Source organism: Spirosoma litoris (assembly GCF_054776755.1).
This window is the reverse complement of sequence record NZ_BAAHBI010000070.1, coordinates 47,754-67,701: the sequence shown is the minus strand read 5'-3', so window position 1 is coordinate 67,701 and position 19,948 is coordinate 47,754. Positions and strand designations below refer to the sequence as shown.

17 protein-coding genes are annotated in these 19,948 nt (G+C 45.8%); 13 read left to right on the top strand and 4 right to left on the bottom strand.

Annotated features, from left to right (window positions below; all coding sequences use genetic code 11):
- Positions 1–15 precede the first annotated feature (15 nt).
- The 4 genes from ACYVGR_RS33185 to ACYVGR_RS33170 all read left to right on the top strand — a co-directional run bounded on the left by ACYVGR_RS33185 (position 16) and on the right by ACYVGR_RS33170 (position 4,294).
- A complete protein-coding gene (locus ACYVGR_RS33185) occupies positions 16–1,017 on the top strand; it encodes a nucleoside hydrolase (RefSeq protein WP_460964560.1) in 1,002 nt (333 codons plus the stop codon).
- 151 nt (positions 1,018–1,168) lie between these two features.
- The gene (locus ACYVGR_RS33180) at positions 1,169–1,624 is read left to right on the top strand and encodes a regulatory protein RecX (protein WP_460964558.1); all 456 of its coding nucleotides are present in this window, start codon (positions 1,169–1,171) and stop codon (positions 1,622–1,624) included.
- Positions 1,625–1,673: 49 nt separating this feature from the next.
- Positions 1,674–2,609 carry a glycosyltransferase family 2 protein gene (locus ACYVGR_RS33175; RefSeq protein WP_460964556.1) on the top strand — a complete coding sequence of 312 codons (936 nt, stop codon included), beginning with the start codon at positions 1,674–1,676 and terminating at the stop codon, positions 2,607–2,609.
- Between the two features lie 260 nt (positions 2,610–2,869).
- Complete coding sequence (locus tag ACYVGR_RS33170) at positions 2,870–4,294, top strand: hypothetical protein (protein ID WP_460964554.1); 1,425 nt, start codon at positions 2,870–2,872, stop codon at positions 4,292–4,294.
- 143 nt (positions 4,295–4,437) lie between these two features.
- On the opposite strand, the gene ACYVGR_RS33165 is transcribed toward ACYVGR_RS33170, so the two are convergent.
- Both ACYVGR_RS33165 and ACYVGR_RS33160 read right to left on the bottom strand, forming a co-directional pair.
- A complete protein-coding gene (locus ACYVGR_RS33165) occupies positions 4,438–5,112 on the bottom strand; it encodes a class I SAM-dependent methyltransferase (RefSeq protein ID WP_460964552.1) in 675 nt (224 codons plus the stop codon).
- A gap of 173 nt (positions 5,113–5,285) precedes the next feature.
- Entirely contained in the window at positions 5,286–6,335 is a 1,050-nt protein-coding gene (locus tag ACYVGR_RS33160) for a ribonucleotide-diphosphate reductase subunit beta (protein WP_460964550.1), read from the bottom strand.
- 546 nt (positions 6,336–6,881) lie between these two features.
- Here ACYVGR_RS33160 and uvrA point away from each other — a divergent pair.
- From uvrA to ACYVGR_RS33135, 5 genes are all read left to right on the top strand, one after another.
- Complete coding sequence (uvrA, locus tag ACYVGR_RS33155; protein WP_460964548.1) at positions 6,882–9,770, top strand: excinuclease ABC subunit UvrA; 2,889 nt, start codon at positions 6,882–6,884, stop codon at positions 9,768–9,770.
- 48 nt (positions 9,771–9,818) lie between these two features.
- Positions 9,819–10,223, top strand: a complete 405-nt coding sequence (locus ACYVGR_RS33150) for a hypothetical protein (RefSeq protein ID WP_460964546.1) — start codon at positions 9,819–9,821, stop codon at positions 10,221–10,223.
- Between the two features lie 96 nt (positions 10,224–10,319).
- Positions 10,320–11,567: a metal-dependent hydrolase family protein gene (locus tag ACYVGR_RS33145; protein ID WP_460964544.1), complete on the top strand. Its 1,248-nt coding sequence runs from the start codon at positions 10,320–10,322 to the stop codon at positions 11,565–11,567.
- Positions 11,568–11,788: 221 nt separating this feature from the next.
- Entirely contained in the window at positions 11,789–13,072 is a 1,284-nt protein-coding gene (locus ACYVGR_RS33140; RefSeq protein WP_460964542.1) for a citrate synthase, read from the top strand.
- Between the two features lie 189 nt (positions 13,073–13,261).
- Complete coding sequence (locus tag ACYVGR_RS33135; RefSeq protein WP_460964540.1) at positions 13,262–13,843, top strand: hypothetical protein; 582 nt, start codon at positions 13,262–13,264, stop codon at positions 13,841–13,843.
- Between the two features lie 161 nt (positions 13,844–14,004).
- Here the strand turns inward: ACYVGR_RS33135 and recA are convergent, their stop codons facing one another.
- Positions 14,005–15,099, bottom strand: coding sequence for a recombinase RecA (recA, locus tag ACYVGR_RS33130; RefSeq protein ID WP_460964539.1), 1,095 nt, complete (start codon positions 15,097–15,099; stop codon positions 14,005–14,007).
- Positions 15,100–15,276: 177 nt separating this feature from the next.
- A complete protein-coding gene (locus ACYVGR_RS33125; protein WP_460964537.1) occupies positions 15,277–15,759 on the bottom strand; it encodes a hypothetical protein in 483 nt (160 codons plus the stop codon).
- A 261-nt stretch (positions 15,760–16,020) separates the two neighbouring features.
- Between ACYVGR_RS33125 and eno the strand changes: the two genes are divergently transcribed.
- The 4 genes from eno (at position 16,021) to gpmI (ending at position 19,918) form a co-directional block, all read left to right on the top strand.
- Positions 16,021–17,301, top strand: a complete 1,281-nt coding sequence (gene eno / locus ACYVGR_RS33120; RefSeq protein ID WP_460964536.1) for a phosphopyruvate hydratase — start codon at positions 16,021–16,023, stop codon at positions 17,299–17,301.
- Between the two features lie 72 nt (positions 17,302–17,373).
- Positions 17,374–17,685: an FtsB family cell division protein gene (locus tag ACYVGR_RS33115; RefSeq protein ID WP_182459213.1), complete on the top strand. Its 312-nt coding sequence runs from the start codon at positions 17,374–17,376 to the stop codon at positions 17,683–17,685.
- Between the two features lie 74 nt (positions 17,686–17,759).
- On the top strand, positions 17,760–18,254 hold the full coding sequence (locus tag ACYVGR_RS33110) for a low molecular weight protein-tyrosine-phosphatase (RefSeq protein WP_460964533.1): 495 nt from the start codon (positions 17,760–17,762) through the stop codon (positions 18,252–18,254).
- An 86-nt stretch (positions 18,255–18,340) separates the two neighbouring features.
- Positions 18,341–19,918: a 2,3-bisphosphoglycerate-independent phosphoglycerate mutase gene (gpmI, locus tag ACYVGR_RS33105; RefSeq protein ID WP_460964532.1), complete on the top strand. Its 1,578-nt coding sequence runs from the start codon at positions 18,341–18,343 to the stop codon at positions 19,916–19,918.
- Positions 19,919–19,948 lie beyond the last annotated feature (30 nt).

Below are 19,948 nucleotides of genomic sequence, written 5' to 3'. Positions count from 1 at the left end.
ATCTCGTTTATTCCTATGATCCGAATTACCTTATTTTCAATTAGTGTGTTACTGGCGCTGACAATCGGTTCGGCTGCCGGACAATCGGCCAAAAAAACGGCCGCAGTACCCGTTATTTTTGATACGGATATGGGCCCCGATTACGACGATGTTGGTGCTATTACGTTGCTGCATGCCTTTGCCGATGAAGGACAGGCTAAAATCCTGGCCACTATTGCCAGTACCAACTATCCGAAAGTAACGCAGGTGCTGAGTGTGTTAAATACCTATTTTAATCGCCCAGGCATACCAATTGGCGTACCTAAAGGCGAAGCGGTGAGCGATAAAGACATGCAGCACTGGTCCGATACAATTGTGGCTCGCTATCCGCACAGTATCAAGTCGAATAACGAGGTGCCAGATGCCGTTGCTCTTTATCGACAGATTCTGGCTAAACAGCCTGACCATAGTGTAACGGTTATTACGGTTGGTTTTCTGACAAACCTGGCCAACCTGCTTGATTCCAAACCAGATCAATATTCTAAATTGACAGGGCGGGAGTTGGCTGTCCAGAAAATAAAACAGGTGGTCAGTATGGCTGGCAAATTCCCGACAGGGCGGGAGTTTAATGTATTCAAAGATACGCCAGCGTCGAAAACATTCTTTACCCGCTGGCCAACGCCTGTTCTGATGAGTGGATTCGAAATTGGGCAAAAAATCCACTCAGGTTTGCCACTAACAAAGAATAAAGCGATTCAGCATAGTCCTGTAAAAGATGTTTTTACAATTAGCCTGCCTAAATCAAAAGAAGATGCAAATGGCCGGATGAGTTGGGATCAAACAGCAGTTCTGGTGGGCGTTAAAGGGTATGAGCCCTATTACACCGTGAAATCCGGGCGACTGTCGCTAAATACTGATGGATCAAATGGCTGGGACGATGCGGGCAAGGGGCATCAGTATTTGGTAGAAAAAATGCCCGTTTCGGACGTTGAAGCGTTAATAAACAAGCTGATGCAACATCAACCAAAAAAGCGATAAATAACAGATATAGAACCACATCGGTGTTATGATAAACTATGATTTGCAGATTGATATAAATCTATCTCTATTAATAAATGAAAATCATAGTTTATCATAAAAACCAGTGTTCGATTATGACGTATAACGGACAAAAAAATGTTCTTATTGTATGACAGATTTACTAAAAGATGCGCTTCGTAAGGCAGCCATGTTTTGTGCCTATCAGGAGCGTACGCAACAGGAAGTTCGTGAGCGACTGAAAGAGTGGGGCCTTGTTGGCGATGATGCCGAAGAAGTGATCGCTGAATTAATTCAACAGAACTACCTGAATGAAGAACGATTTGCCAAATCGTTTGCCGGAGGGAAATTTCGGGTAAAAGGCTGGGGCAAGCGTAAGATCAAACTGCATTTGCAGCAGCGGGGTATTTCGGGCTATAATCTCGATCAGGCCATGAAAGAGATTGCCGCTGATGATTATCAGCATACGCTCAAGGAATTATTAGATAAAAAACGGCAGAGTATTCGTGACGACAATCCATTGGCTATAAAGCAGAAGCTTGTGCGTTATGCCTTAAGCAAAGGCTACGAATCGGAGTTGATCTTTAGTGTTTTGAACGAGGATTAGATTAGCGTTCCTATTGCTTTCGCCAGACAATTCCCGGTTCTTTGTTACTATGAATCCGAGAAAAGTTTCCATTATTTTAATCAACTATAATTCTCACCAGTTTACGTTCGACTGCGTTCATTCGATTGTTGAAAAGACAAAAGAGGTTGACTATGAAATAATTATTGTTGATAATAATTCAAAAAACGCGGATTACGAAGTCTTAAAGTCAATTACAGACCAACCCAGAGTGCAGCTCATTCGTAGTCGAATTAACCTCGGCTTTTCAGGCGGAAATATGCTCGGGGTGCAGTTCGCTGATCCTCAGGCCGACTATTATTATTTTCTGAATAATGATTGTATACTGCGCACCGACGTATGCAGCCAGCTAGCTGCGTTTATGGAGGCTACATCCGACGCTGGTTTGTGCGGAGCACAGATGTTTAATGGTGAAGGTGTACGGCAGATAACCTTCGGCTATTTGCCCACGCTAGGTAGCAAAATTCTGGGTCACGGCTTTGTTCGAATGCTACATCCAGAAATTTACCCACCCACCAAAAAGGTATATACCGAACCGATCCAAGTGCCGTTCGTAATGGGGAGCACCTTGTTTTTACGAGCATCGGCATTTAATAAAATTGGCGGCTTCGATGTGGCCCACTTTCTGTATGTTGAAGAAGAAGATATAGCCAAGCGACTGCTTATAGCGGGCTTCAATGCCTATTTGGTACCTCAGGCAGAATATGTTCACTTTACGGGGCAGAGTACGTCTCATAACTATGACGTTGATAAGGAGTACTACATTTCGCTCTTTCATTATTTCCGAAAATATCATTCCTGGCCAGCTCGGGCTTTGTTTCGAGCATATTATTTTATTAAAAATGGCCGCAAGTTTCGGCAAGATCCGATATATGGTCGATTGGCCTGGTTTATTGGACGGGGTAGCCCGATGCGCGAAAGTTTGCGTTATAAACAAACCATCAGGTCCGAAATGGGGTCTTATTAAAGTTCGTTAAATGACAAAGTGTTCTTCATTGGATAAGTCGATTTATCGGACTAATAGGAGATTGATTTTGAAGCTGTTTAAACTTTCTTATTTGAATCATTTGTTGTCATTCTGACGTCAGGAGGAATCTCAAGCTTGACTAATGCGAAAGATGAGATTCCTCCTGACGTCGGAATGACAACAAATGATTCAAATAAGAAAGTTTAAACAGCTTCTATAGTAAAATTCTATCCACAAAATATATTTAATAAAAATTGTCAATGATAATTTCTCAGCGTGTACTTAGTATATTTTTGGTTGTTCTTATTGTTTTAACAGGCCTTACATATTTTTATCGAAATCCTACGGGCGATGATGCCTGGTTTGCCGAACAATCCTATTGGCTTCAGAAAGACGGAATTATTCGATCCGAATTTTTCAGCGGAATACTCGGATGGGAAAAACAGCTATTCGCCAGCCATAAACTATTCTTAGCTTTTGGTGCGTTTCTATTCGAGCTATTTGGCTATCATCTTCCCGTTGTTCAGTTTGTCGGTCTAATTCCTTTCGGTGTTCTTATTGGTGAATTATGCTTTTATATTTATCAAAAAGAGCATAGACTCAATTCGTGGTATCTTATTTTTAGTTTAGTCTTAGTTTTTTCAAATGGCCTATTGGTAAAAATGAGTTTTGAAAACCGGCCTGAACTCCTGGTTTCGGCTCTCGGATTTGGCTCATTTTTATGTATTCAGCAGGCGAAGGAAAGTAATATAAAAATTATTGCTGCTGCTATTTTGGCCGGTATGGCTATGCTTTGCCACCTGAACGGCGTTATTTTTCTTGTAGCGGGCTTTTTTGTACTCCTTTATCAACGCTATTATAAACAGGCATTGCTATTTGCTATAGCAGGAGGGGCTACTGGGTTGCTTTATTTTCTAGATGTTTTTCTGGCTACCGACGGACTTTCGCGATGGTATTATCAATTTAGTAACGATGCCGCCACGCGAGATGCTTTTGGATGGAAATCTAAACTGCTCGTTATGCTGACATGCCCAGAAATGTTTTTTGAATCGCCAGAGCAGGCTGCTTTAACTATCGTTTTCGTCTATATTCTTATAAAACAGCGAAAATTTATTAAGGCCCTACCGAAACTAGTCAAAACGTATACTCTGGCTGTACTTATAGCATTCTGGCTTATCACTAAAGATGGTGCTGGTACCTACATGCCTATTTTTATGCCCTATATGTTTGTGTTGATTTATGAATTGTATAAAAGTAACAGCTTTAAAGATGTAGGATTTCAATTCGTTTTAGCTATCTATTTTATTATTGGCTTGTACGGAATAATAGAAATCATTTATAAGAATTTTAGCCAGGAATATTTGCCTGTCGCTTATGAAAAATTAAGACCTTACCTTCCTTCGAAAAGAAGCGGCCTGGTGCCCTTAACATTCTTCTTTAACGAATATGGTCGTTATAGCCATTTGTTGAGTAGTGAGAATTATGTGCACAATTCCACAACAACAAATGATCCTTCTGCCCAAATGGCTGAATGGGCTCATCAGCATAAGGCCGATTTTATTTTAATGGATTATCAATTCAGACCCGAATATTTTTATCCAGAACCAGGGAAACCTAGCTTACCTTATTATAAACTCACCTATTTTGACAAACGATTTGCGATTTATAAAGCCAACGTCAATTAAAATGAATGGGTTATAATAAAGCTGTTTACATTTTCTGTCATTTCGACCGTAGGGAGAAATCTCGAGTTTAATCTATGGGTGAGTTGAGATTTCTCCCTACGGTCGAAATGACAGAAGATAATTTAGATTTTATTCAAGCTCCCTTATTTCTGCAAGCTAAAGTATTCATAGAAATAGTCAGCAGGTTTTAGGTTTAACAGCTTTTGCCGCTCCTTTACTAAATCGTCGTAAGTCAGCGCGTCAATTTGAGCTGGTGTATAATCCAGAGTTGATTCAGGTTTTTTCCGGGTAACAATGCCTAAGCCTTGATCGCAATCCAGTACGAATACAGTTAGGTCAGGGCGTTGGCTGCGAAGGTGAATAATGGTTTTCCAGACATCCCCGTTCCACTCGCCCACCTCCCAGTTCTCAAAACGGCCTGCTGCACCTGCTGTTTGTGGGTTGCAATCATGCATAATAATCACCCCGTTATCGGCCATATAGTTGAGCGTGTTTTCGACATCGCGGAGAGCAAAGTGATACTCATGCATGCCATCTACCAAAGCCAATTGTAGCTTTTTGCCTGCGAAGACCTGCTTGGCATCCTGCGCAAAAAAATCGTCGCTCGTCTTCTCAAAATATTGATTGTTCAGGTTATAAGGATTCAAAATAGCCTTGCCAAATCGACGGCTCGCGTCGAAAATGAATTTCGGATCAACGGCGACCTTAAACGAACTCTTGATGCGAAAGAAAATATGGCCGTTTTCGACGCCAATTTCGAGGTAATTTTTCAGACCTTTCTGCCGCATCAGGGCCTGTATAACGTCTAATCGATTCATTTGGGAAGTAGTAAGTAGTAGGATTAATAAGAGTGATAACGCCTAAAAATAGAAAAGTCCCGATTCCAAACCGGGACTTTTCGAGTAAACGTACCACTTTTACTTGATTATTAAGATAATTTTAATCCAGCCCAACAGCCGTACGGCTGTTAACAGGGTAAGCTTGTCGCTTATTAGAAATCGGCATCGAACGTAATGCCTTTGGGTTCTTCGTTTACCACAATTGGTGTTGGATTTTCTGCATCCTGTGGTTGCGAAGCGGCTGCCTTGGCGGATTTAAACTTAGCCATCACCTCGCCACGTTGATATTCGCCTACGCGTTTCTCGAAGAAGTTGGTTTTACCCTGTAACGAAATCATGTCCATGAAGTCGAAGGGGTTTGCTACGTTATAGATTTTCCGTAAGCCAAGCGTTACCAGCAGGTGATCGGCCACAAAGGCAATGTATTGCTTCATAAGCTCGGCGTTCATGCCAATAAGCGATACGGGCAATGCATCGGCCACAAACTCCTGCTCAATTTCAACCGCATTGCGGACGATGTCGTAGATGTCCGATTCCGGTAATTTATTGACAATGTGATCTGTGTACAGCATACAGGCAAAATCACGGTGGAGGCCTTCATCGCGCGAGATCAGCTCGTTCGAGAAAGTCAGTCCAGGCATCATACCCCGCTTTTTAAGCCAGTAAATCGAGCAGAACGAGCCCGAGAAGAAAATACCCTCAACAACGGCAAAGGCAATCAGCCGTTCGGCAAATGAGCCATTATCGATCCAGCGCAATGCCCATTCCGCTTTTTTCTGCACACAGGGAATGGTGTCGATAGCGTTTAATAACCGATCCTTTTCAACTGGATCTTTAATGTAGGTATCAATGAGCAACGAGTAGGTTTCGGAGTGGATGTTCTCCATCATCACCTGAAAACCATAGAAGCACTTGGCTTCGGCATATTGTACCTCCGACAGGAAATTGACGGCCAGGTTCTCATTGACAATCCCATCCGATGCGGCAAAAAACGCCAGCACGTGCGAGATAAAGTGCCGTTCGCCATCACTAAGATTATTCCAGTCCTTCATGTCCTGCCCGAGATCAATCTCTTCGGCAGTCCAGAACGACGCTTCGTGGGTTTTGTAGTATTCCCAAATGTCCCAGTGCTTGATCGGGAACAGGACAAAGCGGCCTTTGTCTTCTTCTAAGATCGGTTCAATAACATCATTCTGTACCATATATCAGATGTGCAGGCTATGCATAAAAGCCCAGTCGGGCGATTGGGCTGAGTGGCTACTTATGTGTTGAATTCAGATTAACAAAATTAAGGATTCTGCCCGCTTGTGCAAGGTGACAAAGCCGGATACATGGCATTAGACAAATAGTAAATTTTTATAAGAGCAAGGCAGCCAGTAGGTTATACCGTTGACGAATGATCAAGTTCTTGGAATAGTGTATTAATATGGCGTAGAGGTGCTTTTTTGGGGAGAATTAGTGGATCTGCTTTTAATAACCCCAAAGGATACCCCAAACTCCTTGGGTTTTTATATCGTAGAGACGCGACCCTTCGCGTCTCCTATGCGTCAGCAATTGTCAGTAATCAATAATGTCAACCCATAAGACGTATATGTGTACAATTGGTCATGGCAGAACTATGTTTAGGGAGAGTGACTAAGGTCGCGAATTAGATTGTTGCTGACGCATAGTAGACGCAAAGGATTGCGTCTCTACATAGAACTACCCCCACCTGTTTTACGTTGTTCTTTAGAATAAGCCAATCCAACGTGACGACAGAAGAAAAGCCGCAATTGACTGATATTGACCTGACGGGATACGACCAAATTGAGGTCCTCGGTGCCCGCGAACATAACCTTAAAAATATTGACGTTACAATCCCGCGTAACAAACTGGTGGTCGTAACCGGTATCAGTGGAAGCGGGAAATCATCGCTGGCCTTCGATACAATTTATGCAGAAGGACAGCGACGCTATATGGAGAGTTTTTCGGCCTACGCTCGCTCGTTCATTGGCGATATGGAACGGCCCGATGTCGATAAAATCAACGGCTTGAGCCCAGTGATTTCCATTGAGCAGAAGACGACCTCCAAAAACCCACGCTCAACGGTTGGGACAACTACCGAAATTTACGATTTTCTACGCTTGCTCTACGCTCGTGCGGGTGAAGCCTTCTCGTACCTCACAGGTCGGAAGATGGAGCGCCAGTCGCAGGACCAGATCATTGATACTATTCTGGAGCAGTATGCTGGTCAGAAATTGACGCTGTTATCGCCAATTATCAAAGGCCGTAAGGGGCATTATCGCGAATTGTTCGTACAGATCGCCAAAACGGGCTATACAAAAGTCCGGGTGGATGGTGTTGTGCAGGACATTGCGCCGAAGATGCAGCTGGATCGGTATAAAATCCACGACATCGAGATCGTTATTGATCGACTTGTACCGAAAGCAGAGGATCGGTATCGCTTAAGTCAATCCGTGCAAACAGCGTTGAAGCAGGGGAAAGGGGCCATGCAAATGCTGGACGGATCGGGGCAGTTGGTCTATTTCTCGCAAAACCTGATGGACCCTGAGTCGGGTATTAGCTACGATGAACCATCACCGAACTCCTTCTCCTTCAACTCACCTTACGGGGCCTGCCCGGTTTGTAATGGGTTAGGTGTGGTAGAGGAAATTACCGAAGAGTCTATTATTCCTGATAAGTCGCTGAGTATTAGTCGAGGAGCTATTGCACCTTTAGGCGAGTATCGTGAATTGTGGATTTTCAAGGAGATCGAAGCAATTCTGAAAAAGTATAAGCTGAACCTTACCACGCCCGTTGTCAAGTTTCCCGAAGATCTTCTCCATGCATTAATGTATGGTACGGAAGAAGAAGCAACCGTTCCTTCGAAGAAGTTTGTTGGCGAAGATTACTACAGTTTTAAGTTCGAAGGAATTGTCAACTTCCTGAAACGGCAACAGGAGAATAGTACCGATAAAATTCAGGAGTGGCTCAAGGATTTCATGGTCATCAAATCCTGCCCTGAGTGCGAGGGCGCCCGACTGAAAAAAGAATCGCTGTATTTTAAGATCGACCAGAAAAACATTTCTGAACTGGCCCGGATGGACATCTCCGAGTTAACGGACTGGTTTACAGGGTTGGAAGGTCGTCTGACAGATCGGCAGAATGTCATTGCCAAGGAGATTCTAAAGGAAATCCGCAAGCGTATTGGCTTCCTGCTTGATATCGGCCTCGATTACCTGACGCTTGACCGCTCGTTACGAACCTTGTCGGGTGGCGAAGCCCAGCGTATTCGACTGGCTACCCAAATCGGAACGCAGTTAGTGGGTGTACTCTACATCATGGACGAGCCAAGTATCGGTCTGCATCAGCGCGATAACGTGAAACTGATTGATTCCCTGAAGAATCTACGCGATTTAGGCAATACGGTTCTGGTTGTTGAGCACGATAAAGACATGATGCTCGAATCGGACTTTATCCTTGACATTGGCCCAGGCGCCGGTCGGCATGGCGGCCAAGTTGTGAACCAGGGAACGCCTGAAGAATTTCTGAAAAATCAATATGCCGGAGCAGCAGGTACAAGCACCACTGCTGATTACCTGAGCGGTCGACGAGCCATTGAAGTACCCACCGAACGCCGGAAAGGAAATGGTAAATTCCTGATTATTAAGAACGCGACGGGCCATAACCTGAAAAACGTAACGCTGAAACTGCCGCTCGGCCGGATGGTGACGATTACGGGCGTATCGGGAAGCGGAAAATCATCGCTGATTCATGAAACGTTGTTTCCGGTACTGAATCGCCATTTTTATAAATCGAAGCGGGAGCCGCTACCGTTCAAAACGGTAGAAGGGCTAGAGTATTTGGACAAAGTGATTGAGGTCGATCAGTCTCCAATTGGCCGGACTCCACGCTCGAACCCGGCTACCTACACGGGCATGTTCTCCGAAATTCGGACGCTGTTTGCCGAACTACCCGAAGCGAAAATCCGAGGATATAAACCCGGTCGTTTCTCGTTCAACGTAAAGGGTGGACGTTGCGAAGATTGCGAAGGGGCGGGTATGAAGAAGATTGAAATGGAGTTCCTGCCCGATGTACATATCATGTGCGAAACCTGCAAAGGCAAACGCTTTAATCGCGAGACATTGGAGGTGCGTTTCAAGGGTAAATCTATTGCCGATGTACTCGACATGACCGTTGAGCAAGGTCTGGACTTCTTTGCCAGTCAGCCTAAAATTCTGCGGAAAGTTACTACCCTGAACGATGTTGGTCTGGGCTATATTACGCTCGGTCAACACGCCACGACGCTGTCGGGTGGTGAAGCGCAACGAGTAAAACTTGCCGAAGAGTTGTCTAAAAAAGATACAGGCAAAACGCTTTATATTCTCGATGAGCCCACAACTGGCTTGCATTTTCAGGACATCGCTCATCTGCTTGCCGTACTAAACAAACTCGCCGATAAAGGGAATACAGTCCTGATTATTGAACATAACCTGGACGTTATCAAAGTTTCTGATCATCTCATTGACCTCGGCCCAGAAGGTGGTAACAAAGGCGGTAACATTATTGCCGAAGGACCGCCCGAAAAGGTAGCGGAAGTAAAAGGAAGTTATACGGGCAAATTTTTAAAGATGGAGTTAGAAGGGCAAAAAACATAAAGAGGTTTTATCTTCGTTGGTCTTAAAAAAACCTGCGAAAACAGCTTTATGCGTAACCCATTCTTTTACGTTTTGCTTCTTGTGTTAGTCGTTCTGGACGGCTGGCTTTTGGCACACCCCAACCTGATTGGCCAGGCTGGGGTGTTCTTTTTCGAATACTCGGCTATTGAAACCTTCCCAAAAGCGCTCGGAACGGTTGCGCTCGTGGTCGTTGTGGCTTCCGTAATAACCTGGCTCGTTGGCCGACTAAGTCAGCCTTTAGCGATAGGTATTACTCTTGCGTTACTGGCAGCATCTGTTTACTATCTATTCCAGAGTTTTTCTCAATACAACACGGGTATCTATAAGCTTACGGGTGCTGGTTTCCGGGCAGGCGCTATTTTACTGCCGGGGTTAGTCGTGCTAGTATTTGGTAAAGGCATCTGGGATGTGATTTCGAACAAGCGTAGCTGATATCGCCGTGGTGTCAGATGTAAGCATCTGACACCACGGAAAGAGCCTCAATTGGCTCTTTTTTGCTTATTTTTGAGATTACTCACTCACTTCCTCATGAGCAAACTATACCTCTTCTTAATCTGCCTCCCAGTATCACTTTTTGCGCAATCGACATACCTCCTCCGCCCCGACCGCGTCTTCGATGGCGAAACCATGCACGAAGGCTGGGTTGTGCGGGTAAAAGATGATAAAATTGAAGCGGCTGGCCCTGCCTCTTCAGTATCGACAACGGGCGCTGAAGTTGTTGATCTGAAAGGGACGACGCTAACACCTGGCTTGATTGAAGGACACTCTCATCTGTTGCTGCATCCGTATAACGAAACAACCTGGGACGATCAGGTTCTGAAAGAAGCCCGGTCATTACGGGTCGCGCGGGCTACGGTTCACGCCCAGAAAACATTGCTGGCAGGTTTTACAACCGTACGCGATTTAGGTACCGAAGGGGCGGATTACGATGATGTAGGTTTAAAACAGGCCATCAATAAGGGCATTATTCCGGGGCCTCGCATGATTGTTGTAACCCGAGCGCTTATTGCTACTGGTAGTTATGGCCCTAAAGGGTTTAGCCCAGATATTGATGTGCCGCAGGGAGCAGAAGAGGCCGATGGTCACGACGCGCTGATCCAGGCGGTTCGACGGCAGATTGGCAAAGGAGCCGATGCTATAAAAATCTACGCCGATTATCGTTGGGGATTAATGGCCGAAGCCCGTCCTACTTATACTGTCGAAGAAATCAAGCTCATTGTTGAAGTGGCTAAAAGTAGCGGTCGGGCCGTGGTAGCTCATGCGGGCACTGCTGAGGGTATGCGTCGGGCAATTCTGGGCGGCTGCGAAACGATAGAACATGGCGATGCGGGAACGCCTGAAATTTTTGCGTTGATGAAGCAGCATGGTACGGCGCTTTGTCCAACCCTGGCGGCTGGTGATGCTACTAGTCAGTATCGCGGTTGGAAAAAAGGGCAGGACCCCGAGCCGGAACGAATTAAACAAAAACGCGTAACGTTTAAACAGGCATTAGACGCTGGTGTAACGGTTTGTGCCGGGGGCGATGTGGGCGTATTTAGCCACGGCGATAATGCCCGCGAGCTAGTCATGATGGTTGAGTATGGTATGAAACCTATCGATGTGCTTCGGTCGGCTACATCTATAAATGCCGAGGTATTTCATCTGGCTGATCGTGGCCGCATTCGTCCGGGTTTGCTGGCCGATCTGGTGGCTGTGGAAGGCGACCCAAGCAAAACCATTACTGATCTGCAACGAGTGCGAACCGTTTTAAAAGGGGGTATTTTTTACAAACGGTAACATGAAAAATGTATCCTATAACTTTCGTTTACAGCTTAATACAAACGTAATACGGCTTTTTTACAACAATTTCATCTGTCGTTTAGATTTTTGGGCTAATTTCGCCCGGACAGTCCCGCTTCGGCGTTTCGGATCAGCATAAAGGCTTGTTTCGTACCTATTCATCCTGATATGCACTAACCCGCAAATTATTACCTCTGTTAACTCTACCCTGTTATTGTATGGCAAACAACGCTGAATTAACTGTCGATGGCAAGTCCTATTCATTCCCAACATTGGAGGGAACAGAACACGAAAAAGCTTTCGACATTTCGAATCTTCGTGATCAGACCGGCTACGTTACGTTAGACCGGGGTTATAAAAATACCGGTGCTACAAAAAGTGCCATTACATTTCTTGATGGTGAACAGGGTATTCTACAATATAGGGGTTACTCTATTGAAGATCTGGCCGCAAAAGCCTCTTTCCTTGAAGTAGCCTATCTGCTTATCTATGGTGAATTGCCAACTCAGGAGCAGTTTTCAACGTTTGAGACAGCAATTCGTCGTCATACGTTAGTAAAAGAAGATATGCGGAAAATCTTCGACGGTTTTCCGGTTAATGCACACCCAATGGGTGTTTTGTCGTCTTTAGTGAGCGCCATGAGTGCCTTCTATCCTGATGAAGAGGGCGCTAAAGAAGATAAAACAGATCAGCATATCATTCGTTTGCTGGCTAAGCTACCAACAATTGCTACCTGGTCGTACAAGCGTGCGCTGGGCCACCCGATCAACTACCCCAAAAATACCCTCGACTACATCCCGAACTTCCTGAACATGATGTTCTCGCTGCCGGTCGAAGATTACAAAGTTGATCCCGTTGTTGCTGAAGCGCTGAACGTTCTGCTCATCCTTCATGCCGATCACGAACAAAACTGCTCAACCTCAACGGTTCGGCTTGTGGGCTCATCGCAGGCGAATATCTATTCGTCTATTTCGGCAGGTATCAGTGCTTTGTGGGGACCTCTGCACGGCGGAGCGAACCAGGAAGTAATTGAAATGCTTGAAGATATTAAAGCCGATGGTGGTGATGTGTCTAAATACGTGGACATGGCTAAAAATGCGAAAACAACGGGCTTCCGTTTATTCGGTTTCGGTCACCGTGTTTATAAAAACTTCGATCCTCGTGCCAGAATTATCAAAAAGGCTGCTGATGACGTGCTGAGCAAACTAGGGGTTAATGATCCCGTGCTGGAGATTGCCAAAGGCTTAGAAGAAGCTGCTTTGCACGACGATTATTTCGTATCGCGCAAACTGTATCCGAACGTCGATTTCTATTCGGGTATTATCTATCGCGCATTGGGTATCCCAACCAACATGTTTACGGTGATGTTCGCTATTGGCCGTTTGCCTGGCTGGATTGCACAGTGGAAAGAAATGCGTGAAACGAAAGAGCCAATTGGTCGTCCACGTCAAATTTATACGGGCGAAACACTACGCGAATTCGTTCCGATTGACAAACGCTAATTACCCGGCATTCTATAGCTGGTAAGTTAATTTATAGATTCTGACTGAACGGCAGCTACTTCAATAGCTGCCGTTTTAGCATAAAAAGCGTAGGCTGCTTTACTGAGGGAAGCAAATTCTCCTATCGAGTGACGTTAATTGTGTTCAGCCGTCACAAGCACGCCAAAAGGCGCTGACAATCAATAACACATGCGAAATACAAACCTACTTCTTATTGTAATTCTACTGGCGTTGTTGAGTTGCGGATCACCTGCTGTAAGCCCTGGTTCGATTCCAGGCGTTTATTCACTTAATTATTGGGGGCAGGTTACGGGAACCCGACAGGGCGTGGCTTTGCAGAATCCACGTATTGCAGCATCCTCCCGAATACCCTGTCGCCAGCATGCATTCGATGTGACGATTACCGAGTTTGATGATGAGGGCGATCTTCTGACAACACTGACGTTATTTAACATTCCGAAACGCGTATGCTCTCTGACAAAGTTTAAAGTAGATTACCAATCGCTTTATTGCGGTACCGACACCATCGGTAGTACGTTCACGGCAAAAAGTGATAAACTACTTTGGGGCACCTATAAACCTGTCATCAATGCTGAAACGCAGTTAAGTATTCAATCTTTCGACACTTTATCAGGCGAGATTCGAGGCACATTTAGCGTTAGAATGATCCCCGATGAAGCCAAAAGCGCTGCTATACCTGCATTGTTGCAAATTAAGAACGGAAAGTTCCTGACCAAATTGAAACAGACCGACGGGACGTATAAGTTATAAAAGCTGTTTAAACTTAGCCTTGGTTTTTGTCATTCCTCCTGGCGTTGGAATGATAAAAAGCATTCGAAGCTTCTTGCTATAAAAGAAGAGCTTAAATAGCTCCATAAACTAAAAAAGGGCAGGAGTTTAGTCCCGCCCTTTCCGTAGTATTTGTGGATGAGTTAATCATCAAGCTCACCTTCGTCGTCATCATCCGTACCGGCTAAAACAGGATCAACCAAAGCTTCGTCGTCTTCTGCGATTTTAGCTCGGATTTTACCTTCAATTTCACCCATCAGTTCTGGATTGTCGAGCAGGAGTTCTTTCACCGCATCGCGACCTTGTGCCAACCGGCTGGTGCCATACGAGAACCAGGAGCCTGATTTCTTAACGATCTCCATTTCGACAGCCAGATCAAGTACTTCACCAACTTTCGAAATACCCTGACCGTACATAATATCAAACTCAACGACTTTAAAAGGAGCTGCCAGTTTGTTCTTAACGACTTTCACTTTCGTGCGGTTACCCACAATGTTATCGGCACCTTCTTTAATCTGACCAATACGGCGAATGTCAAGACGAACCGATGCGTAGAATTTCAGCGCGTTACCACCCGTAGTTGTTTCGGGGTTACCGAACATCACACCGATTTTTTCACGCAACTGGTTGATGAAAATACAGCAGCAACCTGTTTTGTTGATCGTACCGGTCAGTTTCCGCAGGGCTTGCGACATCAGACGAGCCTGTAAACCCATTTTGCTTTCGCCCATTTCGCCTTCGATCTCAGCTTTTGGTACAAGCGCAGCAACGGAGTCAATTACGCAGATGTCGATAGCGCCTGAACTGATCAGGTGTTCAGCGATTTCAAGCGCTTGTTCGCCGTTATCTGGCTGCGAGATAAGAAGGTTTTTCGTATCGATACCCAGTTTCTCCGCATAAACACGGTCGAAAGCGTGTTCGGCGTCGATGAAGGCTGCCAGACCACCCGCTTTCTGTGCTTCGGCGATGCAGTGCATCGTTAGTGTGGTTTTACCTGACGATTCAGGTCCGTAGATTTCAACGACACGGCCACGTGGCATACCGCCAATACCGAGGGCTAAATCTAACCCCAGCGAGCCAGTTGAAATAACCGGAACATCAACAACTTTCGTTTCGCTCAGGCGCATTACTGTGCCTTTGCCAAACGCTTTGTCAAGTTTCTCGATCGTTGTTTGAAGAGCTTTTAATTTACTGTCATTAGCAGATGCTGTGGCTTGCGCCGTATCTGATTTCGCCATGTTAGGATGGTTGTTTAAACAGATAAAATTACCCAAAAATCGCCGAATCGCCAAACGATTTTTGAAAATAGTTGAAGCTTTTTATCTGTGGATTTAGCCAGGATTTTTCAAATCAAAAAATCTCGCCAATTGCCTTATTATCAGGATAATTGACGAGATTTTGGAGGATGCTCTAACCTACAGCGTTGAGTCGGCTTTAGCGGGCTGTTGAGCCGGATTTGGCTGCTGTGCCTGAGGTTGAGCAGGTTGTGGTTGATAGCCCGGATAAGCCGAGCCATCGCCATACGGACGGGCCGCTGGTCCAACTACTTCTACCTGAGTTATGTAGTATTTTGTTTCGCCATTCCAGGGGAATTTCAGAATCTTTTCTTCATAGTGAAGCGTCACTCGCTGGCCCGATTTTACGGCATCTGTAATCTGCTTGGCAACCGCTTCATCTTTCACCGAAAAGTCGAAATATTGCGGAGTAAGCGAACCCGTTTCGCCCGAAAAGCCACCGACGTTCAGAACGCCTTCGTACGTTTTGAAGACAAACCCCCGCCGGCTGAATTTAGACACAGTTCCAGCACGCTCGCCATCGCTATAGCTCCAGCCCGTCAGTGCGTAGAGTACACCAAAAACAACTAATAAGAACAATAGAAAATACAAAAGCCCTCGCATAGGTATGGTTGATTTAGTTGCGCTTTACAAGCACACAAATAGACAAAAATTTCTGATAACTTCTGTTCTGGCCTGTAAAGACCATGAATTATTCATTAAGTAACACAGCAAACGCATTCCTGTTCTGAAGTTTTGCCCTGTATTTCGTTACTTTGCGCCTGATAAGCTAATCGGCCTAAAGGCTTGGGTGTCAAATCCCAATAAACGAGTGAGCCAGACCGATAGACAAGTTCGTTATTAACTCCTTCTTATTTCTCTGCAATGAGTACCATTCAAAGCATTCATGCCCGACAGATTCTGGATTCACGCGGTAATCCGACCGTCGAAGTGGACGTCCGTACCGAAAACGGTTTTCTGGGCCGTGCTGCTGTGCCATCGGGCGCATCGACAGGCACCCACGAAGCGGTTGAGCTTCGCGACGATGACAAAAAGGTTTACGTAGGTAAAGGCGTTCTGAAAGCCGTTTCTAACGTTAACGAACTGATTTTCCCAGAGCTGGTTGGTATTTCGGTGTTTGAGCAAAGCATGATCGATAAAATTATGCTTGAGCTGGACGGTACATCCAACAAAGGTCGTTTGGGAGCTAATGCTATTTTGGGCGTTTCGCTGGCAGCTTCGAAAGCAGCTGCTCAGGAAGCAGGTTTGCCACTTTATCGCTACATCGGTGGCGTTAATGCCAATACCCTGCCTGTTCCGATGATGAACATCCTGAACGGTGGTTCACACGCTGATAACTCCATCGATTTCCAGGAATTTATGGTTATGCCCGCCAATGCACCGACGTTCTCGGAAGCGCTACGGATGGGTACCGAAATTTTCCATACGCTGAAAGGTGTATTGAAAAAAATGGGTCTTGCTACCAACGTAGGTGATGAAGGTGGGTTTGCTCCAAACATCAAATCGAACGATGAAGCGATCCAAACCATTCTGCAGGCTATCGAGAAAGCAGGCTACCGCCCAGGCGAAGATGTTTGGGTAGCTATGGATGCCGCTTCTTCGGAGTTCTACGATGCTGAAACGGGAATGTACCACTTCAAAAAGTCGACTGGCGATAAACTGACGTCGTCGGAAATGGCTGGTTTCTGGAAAGATTGGGTAAACAAATACCCAATTCTGTCGATCGAAGATGGTATGGCCGAAGACGATTGGGCGGGCTGGAAAGCGCAAACTGATCTGTTGAAAGATAACAAAACCCAATTGGTGGGCGACGATCTGTTCGTAACGAACGTAACCCGTCTGCAGGAAGGTATCGATAAAGGGATTGCCAACGCAATTCTGGTGAAAGTAAACCAGATCGGTTCGTTGACCGAAACCATCGATACGGTGAACCTGGCAAAACGCAGTTCGTACAAAAACATCATGTCGCACCGTTCAGGCGAAACCGAAGATGCAACCATCGCTGACTTGGCAGTAGCGTTGAACACGGGCCAGATCAAAACGGGTTCGGCTTCTCGTTCTGACCGGATGGCGAAATACAACCAACTGCTTCGTATCGAAGAAGAACTAGGCGAAACCGCGTATTTCCCAGGACTTAAATTCTAGCAGGGAGCGCGGGGCAAGGAGCAGAGTGATTAACAATCCCCGCTCCTTGCCCCGAGCCCCGCGCTTTTTCCCATGCTCCAGAAAATCCTCCGCAAACTTGGCAGTTTCTATGTCGCTTCCGGCTTAGGACTTTTGCTATGGATGACGTTTTTTGATGCGAATGATTTGCCAACCCAAATCAGGAATTGGTGGACGTTGCATGAGTTAGACGGAGAGGCCCAGTATTATCGAGAACGGATCAAAACCGTAAAGACTGAACAACGGGAAGTGCTGGGTAATGATCGACTACGCGAGAAATTTGCCCGCGAAAAATATTGGATGAAAAAACCAGGTGAAGATGTATTCGTTATCGTCGACGAGCACAATGAACCACTAGAAAAATAGCACGGTGCTCGGGGCAGAGAGCTGGGTAGACAACCCACAACTCTCTTTGCTCCGCGCTCCCTGCTCCTTGCCCCATGCTAAACGTCCTCTTCGTTTGTTATGGCAATATCTGCCGGTCGCCGGTGGCGGAGGGTGTATTTAGGCAATTAGTGGCTGAAACTGGCCTTGATAAGCAAATTCAGGCCGATTCGGCTGGAACGGCTTCTTTTCACATCGGCCAACTTCCTGACAGACGCACTCGCGAGAATGCGCTCGAACATGGGCTTTCGCTAACGCATCGTGCCCGACGACTTACGGGCGATGATCTTGCCCAGTTTAACTACTTCGTGGCCATGGACGAAAACAACCTTGAAGCCATCGAAAAGTTGAACTATCGTAGCACAGGCCTATATACCAACGACAATATATTTTTGCTTCGGGAATTTGATCCAGATGTCAGCGATCAGCCCAACGTGCCCGATCCCTACTACGAAGGCCCTGAAGTGTTTGAAGAAGTTTACCAAATTGCCCTTCGCTGCTGTAGGCAGCTATTAACGTACTTAGTTCAACAGCATAATCTTAATGAGTGAAAGAATGAAAGAGCGAAAGAGTGAATTTGCCAGATGGTTTTCAATCTTTCGCTCTTTCATTCTTTCACTCTTTCATTCTTTAAGACATGAACAAAAAAGTTATTCTCATCATCCTCGACGGCTGGGGTATTCCACTCAAGCCTGAAGTGTCAGCTATTGAATCAGCGCATACACCGTTCATGAATTCGCTGTATCCTAAATATCCAAACAGTAAATTGGAGGCTTCTGGATTAGCGGTTGGGTTGCCAGCCGGCCAAATGGGAAACTCCGAAGTTGGTCACATGAACCTGGGCGCGGGTCGTGTTGTGTATCAGGATCTGGTAAAAGTGAATAAAGCTGTTGAAGAGCATACACTTGATAACGAACCTATTCTGGTTGACGCGCTGAATTATGCCAAAACCAACGGGAAGAAAGTTCACTTCATCGGCCTTGTTTCCGATGGAGGTGTTCATGCGCACATCGACCACGTAAAAGGCTTGTTGTCTATCGCACAAGCGCATGGTCTGACCGATGTGTTTGTTCATGCGTTCACCGATGGCCGCGATACGGATCCTAAAGGGGGCGTTGGCTACCTGACGGACTTACAAGCGCACATGGCGGCTACGACGGGCCAAATTGCGAGCGTTATTGGACGGTATTACGCCATGGACCGCGACAATCGTTGGGAGCGCGTTAAAGTCGCGTACGATGCGATGGTACATGGTGAAGGCACAAAAGTGGCCGCTGCCGATGTGACAAAAACCTTGCAGGAATCGTACGATGCTGGCGTAACAGATGAGTTCATTAAGCCAATTATCGTAGCGAATGCTGATGGCTCGCTAGTCGCCGTTATTGAAGATGGCGATGTGGTGCTTTGCTTCAACTTCCGCACCGACCGAGGGCGTGAAATCACGCAGGCGTTAACGCAGAAGGATTTTCCAGAGCAGGGTATGAAAAAACTCAATCTGGATTACATCACAATGACCAAATACGACGATGAATTCGTTGGGGTGAAAGTCATTTTTGAGAAAGATAACCTGCAAAATACACTAGGTGAGGTTATTGCTGGCGCTGGTCGGAAACAGATTCGGATTGCCGAAACAGAGAAATATCCGCACGTAACGTTCTTCTTCTCGGGCGGTCGTGAGGAGCCGTTCGCTGGTGAAAAACGGCTGCTTTGCCCATCGCCGAAAGAAATGGTGATTCGTGACGACCGGGGTGTCGAGATCACGATACCTGTGAAGACCTACGATCAGATTCCTGAAATGTCGGCCTACGATATTCGGGATGCGATTATTCCAGAATTAGAAAAGGAAGAAGCCGATTTCATTTGCCTTAACTTCGCTAACACCGACATGGTCGGCCATACAGGTGTATTCGAAGCGGTAGTGAAAGCTGCTGAAACCGCCGATGCCTGCGCTCAGGCCGTTACCGAAACCGCGTTGGAACATGGTTACGCAACCATTATCATTGCCGATCACGGTAACGCTGAATACATGACCAATGATGACGGCACGCCCAACACAGCTCACACGACAAACCTGGTGCCTTGTATTCTGGTCGATAAAGACTACCATCCAGAACTCAACGATGGTAAACTGGCTGACATCGCTCCAACGATTCTCCAATTGATGGGCATCCCGCAACCACCTGAAATGGGCGGAGTGAGTTTGATTAAAGGGTAATTTTTATTGAGAAAATGAAAACTAAGAACA

Coding starts and splice junctions, on each gene's coding strand:
- ACYVGR_RS33185 (WP_460964560.1), top strand. CDS start 16: ATGATCCGAATTACCTTATTTTCAATTAGTGTGTTACTGGCGCTGACA.
- ACYVGR_RS33180 (WP_460964558.1), top strand. CDS start 1,169: ATGACAGATTTACTAAAAGATGCGCTTCGTAAGGCAGCCATGTTTTGT.
- ACYVGR_RS33175 (WP_460964556.1), top strand. CDS start 1,674: ATGAATCCGAGAAAAGTTTCCATTATTTTAATCAACTATAATTCTCAC.
- ACYVGR_RS33170 (WP_460964554.1), top strand. CDS start 2,870: ATGATAATTTCTCAGCGTGTACTTAGTATATTTTTGGTTGTTCTTATT.
- ACYVGR_RS33165 (WP_460964552.1), bottom strand. CDS start 5,112: ATGAATCGATTAGACGTTATACAGGCCCTGATGCGGCAGAAAGGTCTG.
- ACYVGR_RS33160 (WP_460964550.1), bottom strand. CDS start 6,335: ATGGTACAGAATGATGTTATTGAACCGATCTTAGAAGAAGACAAAGGC.
- ACYVGR_RS33150 (WP_460964546.1), top strand. CDS start 9,819: ATGCGTAACCCATTCTTTTACGTTTTGCTTCTTGTGTTAGTCGTTCTG.
- ACYVGR_RS33145 (WP_460964544.1), top strand. CDS start 10,320: ATGAGCAAACTATACCTCTTCTTAATCTGCCTCCCAGTATCACTTTTT.
- ACYVGR_RS33140 (WP_460964542.1), top strand. CDS start 11,789: ATGGCAAACAACGCTGAATTAACTGTCGATGGCAAGTCCTATTCATTC.
- ACYVGR_RS33135 (WP_460964540.1), top strand. CDS start 13,262: ATGCGAAATACAAACCTACTTCTTATTGTAATTCTACTGGCGTTGTTG.
- recA (WP_460964539.1), bottom strand. CDS start 15,099: ATGGCGAAATCAGATACGGCGCAAGCCACAGCATCTGCTAATGACAGT.
- ACYVGR_RS33125 (WP_460964537.1), bottom strand. CDS start 15,759: ATGCGAGGGCTTTTGTATTTTCTATTGTTCTTATTAGTTGTTTTTGGT.
- eno (WP_460964536.1), top strand. CDS start 16,021: ATGAGTACCATTCAAAGCATTCATGCCCGACAGATTCTGGATTCACGC.
- ACYVGR_RS33115 (WP_182459213.1), top strand. CDS start 17,374: ATGCTCCAGAAAATCCTCCGCAAACTTGGCAGTTTCTATGTCGCTTCC.
- ACYVGR_RS33110 (WP_460964533.1), top strand. CDS start 17,760: ATGCTAAACGTCCTCTTCGTTTGTTATGGCAATATCTGCCGGTCGCCG.
- gpmI (WP_460964532.1), top strand. CDS start 18,341: ATGAACAAAAAAGTTATTCTCATCATCCTCGACGGCTGGGGTATTCCA.